The 16,588-nt window shown below is 72.3% G+C and carries 13 protein-coding genes; 8 read left to right on the forward strand and 5 right to left on the reverse strand.

Going from position 1 to position 16,588, the window contains the following annotated elements; translation table 11 throughout:
• The first annotated feature begins 46 nt into the window (after positions 1-46).
• Positions 47-292, forward strand: coding sequence for an acyl carrier protein (locus tag J2S42_RS13775; RefSeq protein ID WP_307239201.1), 246 nt, complete (start codon positions 47-49; stop codon positions 290-292).
• Positions 289-1,515, forward strand: a complete 1,227-nt coding sequence (fabF, locus tag J2S42_RS13780; protein ID WP_307239203.1) for a beta-ketoacyl-ACP synthase II — start codon at positions 289-291, stop codon at positions 1,513-1,515. The genes J2S42_RS13775 and fabF overlap by 4 nt, the downstream gene beginning before the upstream one ends.
• Before the next feature lie 46 nt (positions 1,516-1,561).
• On the opposite strand, the gene J2S42_RS13785 is transcribed toward fabF, so the two are convergent.
• Both J2S42_RS13785 and J2S42_RS13790 read right to left on the reverse strand, forming a co-directional pair.
• Positions 1,562-3,229, reverse strand: a complete 1,668-nt coding sequence (locus tag J2S42_RS13785) for a glycoside hydrolase family 3 protein (protein WP_307239205.1) — start codon at positions 3,227-3,229, stop codon at positions 1,562-1,564.
• Positions 3,230-3,353: 124 nt separating this feature from the next.
• The gene (locus J2S42_RS13790; protein WP_307239207.1) at positions 3,354-3,845 is read right to left on the reverse strand and encodes a DUF3145 domain-containing protein; all 492 of its coding nucleotides are present in this window, start codon (positions 3,843-3,845) and stop codon (positions 3,354-3,356) included.
• Positions 3,846-4,070: 225 nt separating this feature from the next.
• Between J2S42_RS13790 and J2S42_RS13795 the strand changes: the two genes are divergently transcribed.
• The 4 genes from J2S42_RS13795 to J2S42_RS13810 all read left to right on the forward strand — a co-directional run bounded on the left by J2S42_RS13795 (position 4,071) and on the right by J2S42_RS13810 (position 9,375).
• Positions 4,071-4,397: a hypothetical protein gene (locus J2S42_RS13795; RefSeq protein ID WP_307239209.1), complete on the forward strand. Its 327-nt coding sequence runs from the start codon at positions 4,071-4,073 to the stop codon at positions 4,395-4,397.
• 144 nt (positions 4,398-4,541) lie between these two features.
• On the forward strand, positions 4,542-5,522 hold the full coding sequence (locus J2S42_RS13800; protein WP_307239211.1) for an alpha/beta fold hydrolase: 981 nt from the start codon (positions 4,542-4,544) through the stop codon (positions 5,520-5,522).
• A 100-nt stretch (positions 5,523-5,622) separates the two neighbouring features.
• On the forward strand, positions 5,623-7,746 hold the full coding sequence (locus J2S42_RS13805) for a HelD family protein (protein ID WP_307239213.1): 2,124 nt from the start codon (positions 5,623-5,625) through the stop codon (positions 7,744-7,746).
• Between the two features lie 849 nt (positions 7,747-8,595).
• Entirely contained in the window at positions 8,596-9,375 is a 780-nt protein-coding gene (locus J2S42_RS13810) for a transposase family protein (protein ID WP_307239215.1), read from the forward strand.
• A 398-nt stretch (positions 9,376-9,773) separates the two neighbouring features.
• Here the strand turns inward: J2S42_RS13810 and J2S42_RS13815 are convergent, their stop codons facing one another.
• A complete protein-coding gene (locus J2S42_RS13815; RefSeq protein ID WP_307239217.1) occupies positions 9,774-10,100 on the reverse strand; it encodes a MerR family transcriptional regulator in 327 nt (108 codons plus the stop codon).
• 547 nt (positions 10,101-10,647) lie between these two features.
• Positions 10,648-13,182, reverse strand: coding sequence for an ABC transporter permease (locus J2S42_RS13820; protein WP_307239219.1), 2,535 nt, complete (start codon positions 13,180-13,182; stop codon positions 10,648-10,650).
• Positions 13,183-13,297: 115 nt separating this feature from the next.
• Between J2S42_RS13820 and J2S42_RS13825 the strand changes: the two genes are divergently transcribed.
• Positions 13,298-14,221: an SMP-30/gluconolactonase/LRE family protein gene (locus J2S42_RS13825; protein WP_307239221.1), complete on the forward strand. Its 924-nt coding sequence runs from the start codon at positions 13,298-13,300 to the stop codon at positions 14,219-14,221.
• A 125-nt stretch (positions 14,222-14,346) separates the two neighbouring features.
• On the forward strand, positions 14,347-15,258 hold the full coding sequence (locus tag J2S42_RS13830) for a cation diffusion facilitator family transporter (RefSeq protein ID WP_307239223.1): 912 nt from the start codon (positions 14,347-14,349) through the stop codon (positions 15,256-15,258).
• Positions 15,259-15,262: 4 nt separating this feature from the next.
• On the opposite strand, the gene J2S42_RS13835 is transcribed toward J2S42_RS13830, so the two are convergent.
• A complete protein-coding gene (locus J2S42_RS13835; protein WP_307239224.1) occupies positions 15,263-16,411 on the reverse strand; it encodes a cellulose-binding domain-containing protein in 1,149 nt (382 codons plus the stop codon).
• Positions 16,412-16,588 lie beyond the last annotated feature (177 nt).

The following is a 16,588-nucleotide window of genomic DNA, read 5'->3' on the forward strand; positions in this document are numbered from 1 at the left end:
TCCCCGGACGAGTGGCAAGACCCAACCCGAAAGGATCACCACGCACATGGCTTCCCGCGATGAGATCATCACCGGCCTCGCCGACATCCTGAACGAGCTCGCCGGCGTCGAGCAGTCCGACGTGACCGAGGAGAAGACCTTCACGGACGACCTGGACGTCGACTCGCTCTCCATGGTCGAGGTGATCATGGCGGCCGAGGACAAGTTCGGCGTGAAGATCCCGGACACCGAGATGCAGAACCTCAAGACCGTGGGCGACGCCGTCTCCTACATCGAGGCGAACCAGAAGTGACCTCTGTCGACGTCGTCGTCACAGGGCTCGGCGCCACGTCCCCGCTCGGCGGGGACGTGGCGTCCACCTGGGACGGTATGCTGAACGGTCGCTCCGGGGTCAGTCGGCTGGCCCAGGACTGGGCGGCGGAGCTTCCGGTGCAGATCGCCGCGTCGCTCGCCGTCGACCCCTCCGAGATCATCGACAAGCCCAAGCTGCGCAAGATGGACCGCTCCGAGGCGATAGCGGTCATCGCGGCCCGTCAGGCGTGGGCCGACTCGGGGCTGGCCGGCTCCGGTCTCGACCTGGAGCGGCTCGGCGTGAGCATCGGCTCCGGCATCGGCGGAGCCACCACGCTGCTCGACCAGGACGACATCCTGGAGGAGCGCGGTGCCCGGCGGGTCTCGCCGCACACCATCCCGATGTTGATGCCGAACGGCCCGGCCGCGTTCGTCGGCCTGGAGCTGGGCGCGCAGGCCGGCGTCCACTGCGTGGCCAGCGCCTGCGCCACCGGTGCGGAGGCGATCGCGCTGGGTCTGGACCTGATCCGGGCCGGGCGGGCCGACGTGGTCGTGGCCGGCGGCACCGAGGCCGTGATCCACCCGCTGCCGATCGCCGGTTTCGCGTCGATGCGCGCGATGTCCACGCGCAACGACGACCCGGAGCGGGCCTCCCGCCCGTGGGACAAGGGCCGGGACGGCTTCGTGCTCGGCGAGGGCGCGGGCGTCGTGGTGCTGGAGCGGGCCGAGCACGCGGCCGCGCGCGGTGCCAAGATCTACGCGCGGGTGGCCGGGGCGGGCATCACCTCGGACGGCTTCGACATCGTGCAGCCGCACCCGGAGGGCGCGGGCGCGATCCGGGCGATCACCAAGGCGCTGCGGGACGCGGGCCTGACCGGCGCGGACATCGCGCACGTGAACGCGCACGCCACGTCCACCCCGGTCGGCGACATCGCGGAGATCGCGGCGCTGCGGGCCGCGGTCGGCACCCACCCGGTGGTCACCGCCACCAAGTCGATGACCGGTCACCTGCTGGGCGCGGCCGGCGCGCTCGAGTCGATCGCGACGATCCTGTCGATCCGCGACAGCGTCGTGCCGCCGACCATCAACCTGGACGACCCTGACGACAAGCTCGACCTGGACGTGGCCGCCCACAAGGCCCGTCCGCTGGAGATCCCGGCCGCGCTGAACAACTCGTTCGGCTTCGGCGGGCACAACGTGGCGCTGGTCTTCACCCGCCCGTGACGGCAAGAAGGGGGCGGCTCGATCGAGCCGCCCCCTTAAAAGCCCATCAGCAGGTGGTACGCGGCAGCCCGTCCACCTCGACCGGCGAACTGCCCTGTGGCTTCGCCTTCCCCGCGAGCACCTCGGCCAGCGCGGTCAGCTGCGCCGGCGCGTTCGAGTAGGTGGCCAGCAGCACCGGTGACCGGGACGACGCCAGCAGGTAGGGCAGGTCCATCGACACCGTCACCTGCGCGCCCGGGGACAGCTCGGCGACGCCGTCGCCGTACCCGACCAGGTGCACCGTGGTGCTGCCGCCGGACGCCACCACCTCGAGACCCGCCTTGCGCAGCGCCTCCTCCAGGTTCTTCTTGGAGTCGGTGCGGCCGCTGGCGACCGTGACCGTCACCGGCCCGGCGACCGCCTTGCCGTCGCAGGTGCCGCGCAGCATCGTGATCGACCGGCGGGCCACGTCGCTCAGCGGCTCCGCACCGGCCGGGGCGCCGACCGTGGACATCGGCGGCGCGTCGTCCTGGGCCAGCGTGAACCGCAGCGTGAGCACCCGGGTGGCCGCCTCGGTCAGCCGCTCCCGCTTCAGTGAGCCGTCCTTCAGCGCGGCCAGCAGCCCGGCGTGCGCGGCCGGCAGGTCCGGCGGCATCAGCAGCAGGTCGTTGCCGGCGTTCAGCGCGCGCACCGCGGCCTCGCCCGCCGGCCAGGCCATCGCCGGCTCCATGTTGAGCGCGTCACTGACCACCACGCCCTCGAACTTGAGCTCGCCGCGCAGCAGGTCGGTGAGCACCTTGCCGGAGAACGTGGCCGGCACACCCGGGTCGATCGCCCGCACGTCCAGGTGGCCGGACATGACCAGCTGCGCGCCCGCCTCGATGCCGGCCTTGAACGGCGGCAGGTCACCCGCGTCCAGCGTCTTGCGGTCCTGGCCGAGCACCGGCAGCGCCTCGTGGCTGTCCGTGGTGGTGTGGCCGTGGCCGGGGAAGTGCTTCAGCGCGGCCGCGACGCCACCGGCCCGCAGCCCGCGCACCGCCGCGGAGACCTGCTCCGCCACCGCCTTCGGGTCGTCGCCGTACGAGCGGGAGCCGATCACCAGGCCGCCCGGGCCGCCGAGCACGTCCGCGACCGGTGCGAAGTCGACGTTGACGCCCATCGCGGCCAGCTCGCCGCCGGCCACCGACCACGCCTTCTCGGTCACGCCGACGTCACCGGCCGCGCCGAACGCCATCGCGCCGGGCAGCGCGCTCACGCCGGTGCGGATCCGGGTGACCACGCCGTACTCCTGGTCGGTGCCGATCAGCATCGGCGCGGCACCGGCCGGCAGGTTCGCGTGCGCGGCCTGCAGGCCCTCGGTGAGCGCACGCACCTGGGCCGGGTTGTCGACGTTGGTGGTCGGCTGGTTCTTGCCGGTCGGGTCGTCCGCGCTGAACCCGACCAGGATGAGGCCGCCGAGCCGGTACTTCTCCACCATCTGCGCCGGGGTGTCCACGCCGGCCAGCCCCTGGTTGCCGGCCTTGGAGCCGGCCGAGACGTCGGTCGCGGACGCGCCGTACGCGTACGGCATCAGCACCTGCCCGGCCAGGTCCTCGTCCGCGAGCTGCGCGACCAGCGCGGCGGCCTGTGCGGCCGGATCGGGCGCGGAGGAGGGCACGGCCAGCGGAGCCGGCGAGTTCGGCGGCGCCTCCGGGCTCGCCGGGGGCTCGGTGCCACACCCCGTCAGAACGAGCATCAGAAGCAACGGGGGTACGAGGAGAGGGCGCCACCGGCCGGACCGGTGAACGCCGTGGGGTATGTCCGGCACGCGGGCCATTCGACCAGGCGTGCCGGAATTGAGCAACCCCGCCCGCGACGCGCTACCCGACCCGGGTGAGCACCATGTTCGGAGCGCCATCACCCGCGTACCGATAGGGTTCCAGCTCCGCGTCCCACGCCGTACCCATGGCCTTGTCGAGCGCATGCGCGAGCGCCTCCGGACCGCGGGCCGAGGACATGATCGACCGCAACCGGTCCTCACCCAGCTGGATGTCGCCGGCCGCACCGCAGGTCGCGCGGAACAGACCGCGGCCCGGCACGTACATGAAGCGCTCGCCGTCTGCCCCCGGGCTGGGCTCCTCCGTGATCTCAAAACGGATCATGGGCCACTGCCGGAGGGCAGCCGCCAGCTCCGCCCCGGTGCCTGGCCGCCCGCTCCACCCCGACTCCGCCCGGCGGGCGCCGGGGTCGACGGGCTGCGCGGACCAATGCAGCTTGACCGGCGCGGTGAGGACGCGCGCGATCGCCCACTCGACGTGCGGGCACACGGCGAGCGGGGTCGAGTGGACGTATATGACGCCACGCGTTGGCACGGTGACCTCCCGAAGACACGAGGTGCGTCTTCCCCTACGACCTCGATCTCCACGGTCGGCCGGGTTTCATGATGCCGTCTGTGGCGGATGGTGCGCCAGAGAATCCGGGAAACTATGCATGGCCGCCGGGCGTTTTTCTGCGTACGCCCTGGCTGGTGTAGGCTCTATACGGGCGACCCTGGTCGCCCTCTTCTCTTCTCTGAATGTCGTTCAAGGAGTACCTCCGTGGCGAGCAGTACCTCAAAGACCGCGCGCGCGTCAGTCCGCGCTGGACAAGGCCAGGGTGCCGCCCTGAGCGTGCTGGGCGAGTACAAGTACCTGATCCCGCTCAACAAGGGGAAGCACGCGTACGTGCGGAACCTGACCAACGGCAAGACCACCCACCTGAGCACCTCCTCCGACGCGTTCGTCGAGGAGATCCGCGTGCTGGCCGCCGCCGGTCACGGCGCGAAGATCCGCGCCGAGCTGGCCGCGCTCAACGAGGCGCAGCCGCAGGACGGTTGGGACGCCACCGAGAAGAAGCTCGTCGACGCGGGCGTCTTCGAGGGCTGACACACCTTCGTCACGGGGGGCCGGCACCGCCACGGTGCCGGCCCCCCGTGCGTTTACCTCCTGGAAATTTGCACGTTCACGCGTGATGATTGTTACCCGTGGGTATCCGGTGGTCCGCGGCGAGATTCATTCGCGGAGGTGCCCATGTCGCAGCGTCAGACGCTCCTTCCCACCGGTACGGAGATCGAGCTCCCCGACGGCGTCCGGCTGCACGCCGAGATCGGTGGCGACCCGGACGCGCCCCTGACCGTCGTGCTGCTGCACGGCTGGACGCTGGACGTGCGCTGCTGGCACCGCGTCCTGGCCGAGCTGGGTGAGACCGAGGCCCGGATCGTCGCGTACGACGCGCGCGGCCACGGGCTCTCCGATGCCACGCCGCTCGACTGCGCCACGCTCGGACAGCTCGGCGACGACCTGCGCACCGTGCTCGACGAGCTGGCCCCCACGGGCCGGGTGGTCCTGGCCGGTCACTCCATGGGCGGCATGACGATCATGGAGTACGCGCACCGGCACCCGGAGCACTTCGCGTCGCGGATCGCCGGTCTGGTGCTGGTCTCCACGTCCGCGGAGGGCACCTCGCGCACTCACTACGGCCTGCCCAGCCCGCTCGCCACGCTGTTCCGGCTGGCCGAGACGACCGGCGCCGGCGTGCTGGCCCGCTGCGGCACCTGGCGCCCGCACCGAGCGGTGCTGCCGGTGCTCGGGCCGGCGATCCGCTGGCTGCTCTACGGCGACCGGTGCGACGGCTCCGACCTGCGGCTCACGCTGTCCAGCGTGGGCCGGTGCTCGCTGCGCGCGATCGGCGGCTTCCGCACCTCGATCGGCACCCAGCAGCGCCTGGACACGCTGTCCACGCTCGGTGACGTACCCGCGGCGGTGCTGGCCGGCAGCGACGACCGGCTGACGCCGCCGGCCTGCGCGGAGGCGATCGCGGACGCGCTGCCCGGCACCGAGCTGACGCTCTGCCCCGGCGGCGGCCACATGCTCATGCTGGAGCGGCCGGCCGAGGTGGCCGGCGCGCTCGCCGCGGTCACCCGCCGCGCGGCCGGATCGACGCCGCTGCACGCGCCGGGCCGCCGCCACGCTCGCCGGACCGCACGTCCGGGCACCGCGCGGGCCGCCTGAGACGCACTCCCTACCAGCCGGTAGCGGAAAACGTCGACACGGCCGCGAGCGGAGGGGTAGGTTCGATGGCCGCACCCAAAGCTCAGGAGCACGACACCCGGTGACCGACGCCAATATCCTGCAACAAGAGATCGCCCTCGAGCAGCGCCATGTGGACATTGTCTACGCCCGCCTGGCCCAGCTTCGCCAGGAGGCGGCCAAGGCCGAGAAGGCCGGCTACGGCCTGGCCCGGGTCGGCAACTTCGGCGCGCTCGTCGAGCGGGACGCGATGGTCTTCCACGCGGCCCGCCGGCGGCAGGCGCTGGACACCGAACACGAGGGCCTGGTGTTCGGCCGGCTCGACCTGAAGACCGGCCAGATCTACCACGTGGGCCGGCTCGGCATCCGCGGCGAGGCCTCGGAGTCGCTGGTCATCGACTGGCGCGCACCGGCCGCGGCCGCGTTCTACCAGGCCACCGCGAAGGACCCGCGCGACGTGGTCCGGCGGCGCATGATCCGCTCGACCGGCGAGCGGGTCACCGGCATCGAGGACGACCTGCTCGATCCGGAGGCCGCGCCGGAGGACATGCACATCGTCGGCGACGGCGCGCTGCTGGCCAGCCTGGGCCGGGCGACCGGCACCGGCATGAAGGACATCGTCGCCACCATCCAGCAGGAGCAGGACGAGGCGATCCGCGCACCCTCGTCCGGCGTGACGATCGTGTCCGGCGGCCCCGGCACCGGCAAGACCGCGGTGGCGCTGCACCGCGCCGCGTACCTGCTGTACTCGGACCGCAGCCGGTTCGCCGGCGGCGGCATCCTGGTGGTCGGCCCGTCCGGCGTGTTCGTCAACTACATCGCGACCGTGCTGCCGTCGCTCGGCGAGGACTCCGCGACGCTGCACTCGCTGGGCTCACTGGTGGTCGGCATCAACGCGGTCCGGGTCGACCCGGCCGCGGTCGCGGCCGTCAAGGGCTCGCTGCGCATGCGCACGGTGCTGGAGCGCGCCACCCGCGACGCGGTCCCGTTCGGCCCCACCGAGCTGCGCCTGCTCTACCGCGGCACGCTGCTCCGGCTGACCGCGGAGGACCTGGACCGGGCGCGCGAGCGGGCGTTGCCCAAGGGCACCCGGCGCAACGAGTCGCGGCGGGCCGGCTTCGACAACGTCTTCCAGGCGCTGTGGACGCAGGCTCAGCGACTGCGCGTACCCACGCTGCCGGCCCGGCCGGACTTCGAGGCCGAGCTGGCCGAACGCGACGACTTCCGCGACTTCCTGCGCGCCTGGTGGCCACGGCTGCGCCCGATGACGGTGCTGGAGTGGCTGGCCGACCCGGAGCGGCTCCGCCGGTACGCACACGGCATCCTGTCCAACGCCGAGATCCGGCTGCTCCGCGACGCGTTCGCCACGCTGTCCACGGACGGCCCCACCATCGCGGACGTGGCGCTGCTCGACGAGCTGGACGCGCTGCTCGGCCAGCCACGCAAGCCGCAGCAGCGCAACCGCAACCCGTTCCACGCGGGCGGCGGCGTGCAGGAGGTCAGCACGTACGCGGACCGTCAGCAGGCCGCGCGCGCCGCCGCCACCGAACGCCCGGAGGACTACCGCGACTACGCGCACGTGGTGGTGGACGAAGCACAGGACGTATCGCCGATGCAGTGGCGCATGCTGGGCCGCCGCGCCTCGATCGCGTCCTGGACCATCGTCGGCGACCCGCTGCAGGCGGCCTGGACCGGCGACCCGGCCGAACTGAGCCGCGCCCGGGACCAGGCGCTCGGTGGCAAGAAACGGCACGAGTTCACGCTCAGCACCAACTACCGCAACTCGCGCGAGATCTTCGAGGTCGCCGCGGCCGTCATCCGCCGCGCGTTCCCCGGCGAGGCCCTGCCCACCGCGGTCCGCTCCACCGGCGTCGCCCCGATCGAACGCATCGTCACCCAGGCCGAGCTGCCCGGCGCCGTCCGCGACGCCGTAACCTCACTGCTCGCCCAGGTCGAGGGCACGGTCGGCGTGATCACCCCGGTCCCCCGCCGCGCCGAGATGGCGGCCTGGGTCGCCGGGCTGGCCGACGACCGCGTCCAGGTGGTCACCAGCCTCCAGGCGAAGGGCATGGAATACGACGGCGTCGTCCTCACCGAACCCGAGGACATCCGCACCGACTCCGAGTCCGGCGTCCGCACGCTCTACGTCGCCCTCTCCCGCGCCACCCAGCAACTCATCACGCTCGGCACCCGGCCGTACCACTAGACGGCATTCCATTCACCACCGGATATGCCCGCTTCCGGCGACACCGGTCCCGCACGCTCCCGCGGGCACCGGTCGTCGCTGGCGCTCCTCCCTGCGGGGTCCGTGGCCGCAAGCCCACAACCCCACACCCGAACCAGCCGCCGCCACTCCCGCGGCCGGCCACCGTACAACCGCCGGCACCCCGTCACCGGCGCCCGCCCACCGCCGACCGGCCACCATCCGCCCGGCCATTGCCCGCGAAGCCGAACCGCGTCCAGCCCAGTCCCTGCCCACACCAGCCAGCTCACATCTCCGAGCCCCGCGGCTCCCGCCCGGGCCGGCCCGTTGAGCGCGGCGGCACGCCCCCGACAGCTCCGGCCCCGCAGCTGCGGCCCGGCGGCTCGCGCCCCGCAGCTTTCGCTCGGCGGCTCCGGCCCCGCAGCTGCGGCCCGGCGGCTCGCGCCCCGCAGCTTTCGCTCGGCGGCTCCGGCCCCGCAGCTGCGGCCCGGCGGCTCGCGCCCCGCAGCTTTCGCTCGGCGGCTCCGGCCCGGCAGCTGGCCCGGCGGTTCTGGCCCGGCTGCTCCTTCCTGGCTCCCGGTCCGCAGCTTCCGGCCCAGGCCGCCAGCTCGCGGCTTGTGAACAGCGAGCCGGGCGCCTTGCGCCCGAAATTTCGCGATATCTCGCCCTGCTCGCGGTAGTAGCGTTCGCCGCACGCTGCCACGAGGCCCTGAGTGATCAATCAGTGAGCCTTTTTCATCCTGGCTTTGCAGGTGGCAGCGGGTATGACGACCCCGGAGATCGATAGGTGCGAGGCTCCCGGTAAGACAGCAGTCGACCAAGATCCGATGCCCCGACCAGGGAGCCTCGCCCGTGCTGTCTTACCCCGCCACGATCTCGTTGTCCACCCGCACCCTCAACCACCTCACCGGCCATATCCGCCGCCACCGCCACCAGCAACGATCCCGGTGGCGGCGGCTGACACCCCGCGACCAGGCCCTTCTCGCCCTGGCGCACCTGCGTAACGGGGACACCTACACCCGCCTGGCCGCCGGATTCGGTATCGGGGTCACGACCGCCTGGCGCTACGTCCAGGAAGCCATCGCCCTGCTCGCCGCCGCCGCACCCGATCTGGCCACCGCCATGGACCGGATCCGCCGGTACCCGTACGTCATCCTCGATGGCACCCTGATACCCATCGACCGGGTCGCGGACCAAAAACCGTACTACTCCGGAAAACATCACCGGCACGGCATGAACACCCAAACGATCGCCAGCCCACAAGGCACATGGCTATGGGCCTCACCCGCCCTGCCCGGCGGCGCCCACGACCTCACCGCCGCCCGCACCCACGGCATCATCGACGCCCTGGCCAGCGCGAACATCACCGTTCTCGCGGACAAGGCCTACCTCGGCGCCCCCGACAACGTCCTCGTCCCCTACCGCGGCAGCCGCTGGCGCAAACTATCGACCGGAGAGAAAACCGCCAATAAAGGACACGCCCGCCTACGAGCCATCGGCGAACAAGCTAACGCCACCCTGAAGCAATGGAAGATCCTGACCAAACTCCGCTGCAGCCCGCACTGCACCACCACCATCATCCAAGCCATCCTGGTCCTCGACCACATCGACGCAGGCCACACACCAGGATGAAAAAGGCTCAGTGGAGCAAAAAGGCGATCCACTTCGATATTTGATCTACCTTTTGCTCCACTGATTGATCACTCAGCCGTCGACATCGCGGTGATCGAATCGATTGAAGGACCGATTGGCGCCTTTGTCAGGAAATTTCCGGTGCTGCTTGCCGGACAGTCCACCCGGCGGCATGACGCCCGCGGGCCGGAACGCGAGCAGGCCGGCACGCCGGCACGTCGGCACGCGGGCACGCGAGCAGGCGAGCAGGCGGGCACGCGAGCAGGCGGGCACGCGAGCAGGCGGGCACGCGAGCAGGCGGGCACGCGAGCACGCGGGCAGGACGGCACGTGGGTGCGGCGTCGACGGCGAGATGGGGGTGGAGATGTCGCACGGCCGGTGACGTGGGACGGAGGGAATCAGCCGGCGGGGGTGCGGGGTGGGGGTATGGCGTTGTGGAGGTCGGCGAGCTGGCGGCGGACGTCGGCGAGTTCGTCCTCGATGCGGACGATGCGGACGGCGGCGGTGAGGGGGAGGCCCTCGTCGAGGAGTTCGCGGGCGCGGGCGGCGAGGTCGAGTTGGTGGCGGGAGTAGCGGCGGTGGCCGCCGGCGGAGCGCTGCGGGGTGATCAGGCCGGCCTCGCCGAGGGCCCGGAGGAACGCGGGCGTGGTGCGGACCAGGTCGGCGGCGGTGCCGATGGTGTAGGCGGGGTAGTGCTCGTCGTGGACGTGGCCGGGCCGGGTCACCTCTGGAAAAGCCTTTCGCGCGCGTCAGAAGGCCCCGGGACGCTAGGCGTCCCGGGGCCCGGGCAGACAGTTTCCTGATCGGTCGTCGTCCGCTGTCGGAACCAGGTCCACGATGACGAACGGCGACGTACGAAACAATCCGGCGTGCCGGGTGATCTTCGTGGCGGCGCACTCCCGCGTACGGGACCGGCCGCGACCCGGCGTCGGAAACCTACCCAAATCTCGTGAGCCGACCGAGGTCGGCAAAGGCAGTGCTCGTGGCGACCACCCCTTTGTCGGTTGGGGACGGGATTGCTTCAGAGACCTGAGATATGTCGTCGCCCTCCTTACCAACTCGGTGTCCGGAGCCGGACCGCGTGCCCGCCTCGCCCTCGGCAGCAGCCTCTCGGCGGAAGGCGGCGAATCCGGCGCCTCTTGCCCGATCGTCATGCTCTCGGTCATCACGAGCGAGCTTTCTCACCAAAGACTAGATCCGCCGCCAGCAAATATCTAGTCCCGACACAACAGATTTTTTATTCCGCCGATCAATAGTTTGCAAACCGCACCGTCAGGCGCCGGTCAGTGCGGCGACCACGGACGCACGGGCCGCGCGGCGTGCCGGGAGCACGGCCGCCACCATCGCGGCACCGGACGCGACCGCGGCGAACAGCGCGAGCTGGCCGACCGGCAGCACGGGCAGCCCGGTCCCGTACGCGCTGATCAGGCCGAGTGACGCGGCCCAGCCGGTGGCCGCGCCGAACACCACCCCGGCCAGCGCGCCGACCAGCGCCATCAGCACGGCCTCGGCCAGCAGCGTGGCGCGCAGCTGGCGGCGGGTCAGTCCGAGCGCGCGCAGCGTCGCGGACTCGCGGGTGCGCTCGAAGACGGACAGCGACAGCGTGTTGCCGATGCCGAACAGCGCGATCAGCACGGACATGCCGAGCAGCGCGGCGAAGATGGCCAGCAGCTCGTCCAGCGAGGCGGTCAGCGACTCGGCCGCGTCGGCCGCGCTCTCCACCTGCACCAGCGGATATTCGGCCAGCGCGGCGTCGAGGACGTGGCGCGCGGCCGCGACGGAGGTGCCGTCGGCCACGTCGATCAGCACCCGGTTCGGGGCTCCGGCGCCGTACGCCTCGGTGAATCCGTCCCAGGAGAGCAGCACGGACGCGTCCAGCGGCGCGTCGTCGTACAGTGCGATGATCGTGACCTGCCCGGCTCGCGGCAGCGTGAGCCGATCGCCCAGACCGGCCCCGAGCGTGGCCGCGTAGTCCCGCTGCACCGCCGCGGTCCCGACGGTGAGCGCGCCGAGATCGCCCTCCTTGACCTCGGGCCGGACCGCGCCCGAGGTGGCCCACACCGCGGCGTCGCCGTAGAACCGCGGGTCGGTCTCCCGCGAGACCAGCCGTGCCGGTGCGACCGTGGCCAGTTCAGGCCGGGTCGCGAGCGCGTCGATCGCCGCCTGCGGTACGCCGTCGGGCGCGGTGACCGGCCCGTCCGCGTTCACCCGCTTCGGCGTCAGCACGAAGTCGACCGGGAAGTTCTCGGTCAGCTCCTTCCCGGCCTGGTCGCGCGCGGTGGCCAGGAGCACGCTGAACAGCGACATCAGCGTCACACCGATCATCAGCGCGCTGGTGGTGGCCGCGACGCGGCGCGGGTTCCGGTACGCGTTCAGCGTGGCCAGCCGCACCGGCACGCCAAAGACGCGGGCCGGCAGCGCGCCGACCGCCCGGATCAGCCGCCCGATCACCAGTGGCGTGCCGGTCACCGTGCCGAGGAACATCAGCATCGCGCCGCCCAGCACCAACGGCAGCCCGGCGAAGCCCAGCGTGACGCCGCCCAGCGCGATCAGCAGCCCGGTGCCGGTCAGGACGGCGGAGACGGCCGCGCGGGCACGCCGCCCGGTCTCCCGGTGCTCGATCGTGCCGGCGTCGCGCAGTGCGGTGAGCGGTGGTACCCGGCTCGCCGCGACCGCCGGCACCAGCGCGCCGAGCAGCGTCAGCGCGGTCCCGAAGCCGACCGCGACCAGCACGGTGGGCCAGCGCAGCACCAGCGCGTGGTCCGGGATGGAGGTGGCGACCAGCTCGCGGGACAGCAGCAGGCCCTGGCCGACCACCAGGCTGGCCAGTACGCCGCCGAGCGACGCCAGCACGCCCAGCACGGTGGCCTCGATCAGCACGGTGCCGAGCACCTGCCGCCGGGACGCGCCCACGCAGCGCAGCAGCGCGAGTTCGCGGCCGCGCTGTGCGGCGAGCATCGCGAACGTGTTGTAGATGACGAAGCCGGAGACGGTCAGCGCGACCAGGCCGAAGCCGATCAACACGGAGAGGAAGCCGTCCACGTACTTCGCGGCCTCGGCGGCCAGCTCGTCGGCCAGTTCGTCGCCGGTCATCGTCCAGCCGCCGGGTGCCGCCGCCTGGACGCGCGAGCGCAGCTCCTCCTGGCGCACGCCCGGCGCCGCGGTGGCCACGATCTGCGTGTACCGGTTCGTGTTCGTGATCCGGAGCAGGTCCGCGTCGGTGAGCGCGCCGACGGACGAGCCGCCGAAGAGCTTGTTGACGCCCAGATCGAGCACGCCGACCAGGGTGAAGCCGACCGGTGCGCCGTCCGGGCCGACCAGCCGCACGGTACTGCCGACCGTGAAGCCCTGCTGCTCCACGGTCTGCCGCTCGACCGCGATCTCGCCGGCGCGCTCCGGCACCCGGCCCGCGGCCACGTCGAAACGCGACAGGGACCCCACGGTGGGTACGGAGATCCCGTACCCGACGTGCCCGCTGGTGACCAGGAGCTTGCCGTCCGCGCCGAGCATGCCCATGTTCGCGATCACCCGGCCGTCCGCTGCGGCCACGCCGTCGACCGCGCGAACCCGGTCCAGCGTGCCGCGGTCGAGCAGGCTCCAGCCGGACTGGATCACCACGTCCACGTTCCGGGACGACTTCGCCAGGTCGTCGTAGAACGCGGCACGCGCGGTGTCGCCGTAGACCAGCGACCCGGCGAGGAAGCTCACACCGACCACGATCGCGGCCGCGGTCATCAGCAACCGGACGTAGTGCGCCCGCAGGCCGGCCAGCGCGACACGGAGCAGCGGTTGATCAACTATGCGCACGGCGCCCAGTGTGGCGTCTCAACGTTGAACCGCCAAATAGCCGATCGTCTGCGGGAACCGGCCGGGAGCGGCATGATTCGGTACGGATCAGAGACGTCCATGGATGGAGTTGATCATGCAGCGCCGTACCGTTCTCTCGCTCGCCGCGGCCGTTCCCGCGGCCGCGCTCGCCGCGCCCGGCACCGCCCGGGCCGACGGGAAGCGATCCGTCACCACGATCGACCTGCCGGCCGGCTATCAGCCCGAGGGCATCGCGATCGGCGACCGCCCGATCGCCTACTTCGGCTCCCGGGCCGACGGGGACCTCTACCGCGCCAGTCTGCGTACCGGCGTGGGTGAGGTCTTCAGCCAGGGGCCCGGCACGCCGTCGCTCGGCCTGAAGATCGACGACCGGGACCGGCTCTTCGTCTCCGGCGGCACCGGCGGCGACGCGCGGGTGGTCGACGCCCGATCCGGCCGGGTGCTGCGGTCGTACCGGCTCGCCACCGGGACCGCGTTCGTCAACGACGTGGTGCTGACCGGCGACGGCGCGTGGTTCACCGACTCGTACAACCCGGTGCTGTACCGCCTGTCGTTCGGCCGGCACGGCAGCCTGCCCGCGGCCGCCACGTCACTGCCACTGACCGGCATCCCGTTCACGCCCGGCAGCGTCAACGCGAACGGCATCACGCGCACGCCGGACGGCCGCGCGCTGCTCGTGGTGCACTCCCCCACCGGCGTGCTGTACCGGGTGAGCACCCGGACCGGCGCCGCGGTCCCGGTCGACCTGGGTGGCGAGACGCTGGTCAACGGCGACGGGCTGCTACTGGAGGGACGCACGCTTTACGCGGTGCAGAACCGGCTCAACCAGGTCGCGGTGATCCGGCTGGCCCGCGACGGCGGCTCCGGCCGGGTCGTCACGCGCGTCACGGATCCGAGCTTCGACGTACCGGCCACGGTGGCGTCGTACGGCGACCGGCTCTGGTTCCCGAACGCGCGGTTCGCCACGCCGCCGACACCGGAGACGACCTACACCGCGGTCTCGATCCGGAAGCCGTGACCGGCGGAGGGCACCCCACCGGGGTGCCCTCCGTGTCGGCACCGATTCCCAGTCCCATGTTTGCATACATAGCAATACGAACATATATTGCGTACGTGAGCGCGGGACGACGGAAGGTGTAGCTCGTGGGAGCGGGACACGACCACGGACACTCGCTGGCCGACGCGGGCCAGCGGCATCGCGGCCGGCTCTGGGCCGCCGTCGCACTGCTCGCCGGATTCCTCCTGGTCGAGGCGGTGGTGGCGATCCTCAGCGGTTCGCTCGCGCTGCTCTCCGACGCCGGGCACATGTTCACCGACGTGCTCGGCATCGGCATGGCGCTGGCCGCGATGACCGCGGCCGCGAAGGCCCGCGGCGGCGACCGGCACACGTTCGGGCTGTACCGGCTGGAGGTGCTGGCCGCGCTCGCGAACGCGCTGCTGCTCACCGGCGTGGCGGTCTACGTGCTGATCGAGGCGGTGCGCCGGCTCGGCGAGCCGCACGAGGTGGCCACCGGGCCGATGCTGGTCGTGGCGATCGGCGGCCTGCTGGTCAACCTGGCCGCGTTCGCGCTGCTGAGGTCCGGCGCGAAGGAGAGCATCAACGTGCGCGGCGCCTACCTCGAGGTGCTCGGCGACCTGTTCTCCTCGGTCGGCGTGATCGTCGCCGCGCTGATCATCTCGGCGACCGGCTGGTGGTACGCGGACCCGCTGGTCGCGGTGGCGGTCGCGGTGCTGATCGTGCCGCGCACCTGGAAGCTGGGCATGGCCGCGCTGCGCATCCTGGTCCAGGCCGCGCCCGCCCACCTGGACGTGACCGCGGTCCGCGCCCGGCTGGCCGAGGTGCCGGGCGTGTGCGACGTGCACGACCTGCACGTCTGGACGCTCACCTCGGGCATGGACGTGGCCAGCGCACACCTGCGCCTGGAACCGGCCGCGGAGGCGACGCTGGTGCTGAGCACGGCGCGCGAGGCACTGCACCACGACTTCCACATCGACCACGCCACGCTTCAGCTGGAGCCGCAGACACCGACGCCCTGCGGCCCCAGCTCGTGGTGAGACGTCAGCAGCCGATCCGGGACGCGCCGAGCGCCACGTCGTCGTACCAGAGCGTGTCCGCGCCGTCGCCGTAGCTCTCCCAGCCGAGCCGGAAGTCGGTCGGCGCCGGCCGCCACGTCTTGACCAGCCACTGCCGGTCCACGTCCGGCGTCGGCACGCCGTCGACCCGCAGGCCGGCCACCTCCGCTCCGTCCACCCAGGTGGTGAGCGTGCCGGCGGTGCCGTCGACCTCGAACTCGACGCACGTCCACACGTTCACCGGCAGCGGTCGGCTCAGCGCCACCCCGGCCGGGCTCTGCTCCGGCAGAGTCGCGTCGTCCGACTGCCGGTTCCACTGCAGCGCCGCGTTCTGGCCGCCCATCCGCAGGTCACCGCCGTCGTTCGGGTCGCGCATGGCAAGGAACGTGACGTGCGCGGCCGGCAGCGGCGTGGTGTGCCGCACGTAGAAGCGCCCGAACCGCGCGCCGGGTGCCGCGGTGGTGCGCACGAACACGTGGTTGCAGTAGCCGGCCGCGCCGGTCACCTTGATCGACCGGCTGCCGCTGCGCGCCACGGACGTGTCCACCGTCGCCGTACCGGTGCCGGAGCAGTCCTGCGCCGTGACCGACCAGGCACCGGACGGCGTGCCGCCGGTCTGCGACTCGAAGTCGTCGCAGAGCACCGCGGTCCCGCAGCCGGCACCCGGCGTGGGTGACGGGGTCGGCGAGGGCGACGGGGATGCCGGCGTCCCGGTCGGGGTGGGCACGGGGTCGCCGTTGCACGGCACCCCGTTGAGCGTGAACCCGGTCGGTGCCGCGTTGCCGGTGGAGAACGTGCCCTGCACCCCGAACTCCGCGGTGCCGGACGCCGGGATGCTGCCGTTCCAGCCCACGTTGACCGCGGTCACGGTCCGGCCGGACTGGGTGACCTGTGCGTTCCACGCGCTGGTGATCGTCGAGTCCCCCGGGTAGGTCCAGGTGACGCTCCAGCCGCTGACCGCGGCGGAGCCGGGCGAGACGCGGACGTTCGCGGTGAAACCGCCGGTCCACTGGTTCACGGCGTAGTCGACGCGGCAACCCTCGGCCGCACCGGCCGCGGGCGCGAGCGCCCAGCCGGCCACGACCGCGATCAGGGCCACGGTGAGGCCGGCGAGAAGATGACGTGCTGATGGCAAGGAAGGTTCCTTCCTCGGGGCCCGCCGGGACACGGCGGGACGGTCGGACGACGGCGGCTGCCCGGCTCCCCATCCATCGACGTTCATCATCGTATGTCGGGTCGTCCCCAGGGGCCAGACGGGCCCGCCTTCGCCCGTCGCCGTACGGCCGGCGTCGTCCGCGGGAAGACGCGCGCG

This window comes from Catenuloplanes indicus, assembly GCF_030813715.1.
GTDB classification, from domain to species: Bacteria; Actinomycetota; Actinomycetes; order Mycobacteriales; family Micromonosporaceae; genus Catenuloplanes; species Catenuloplanes indicus.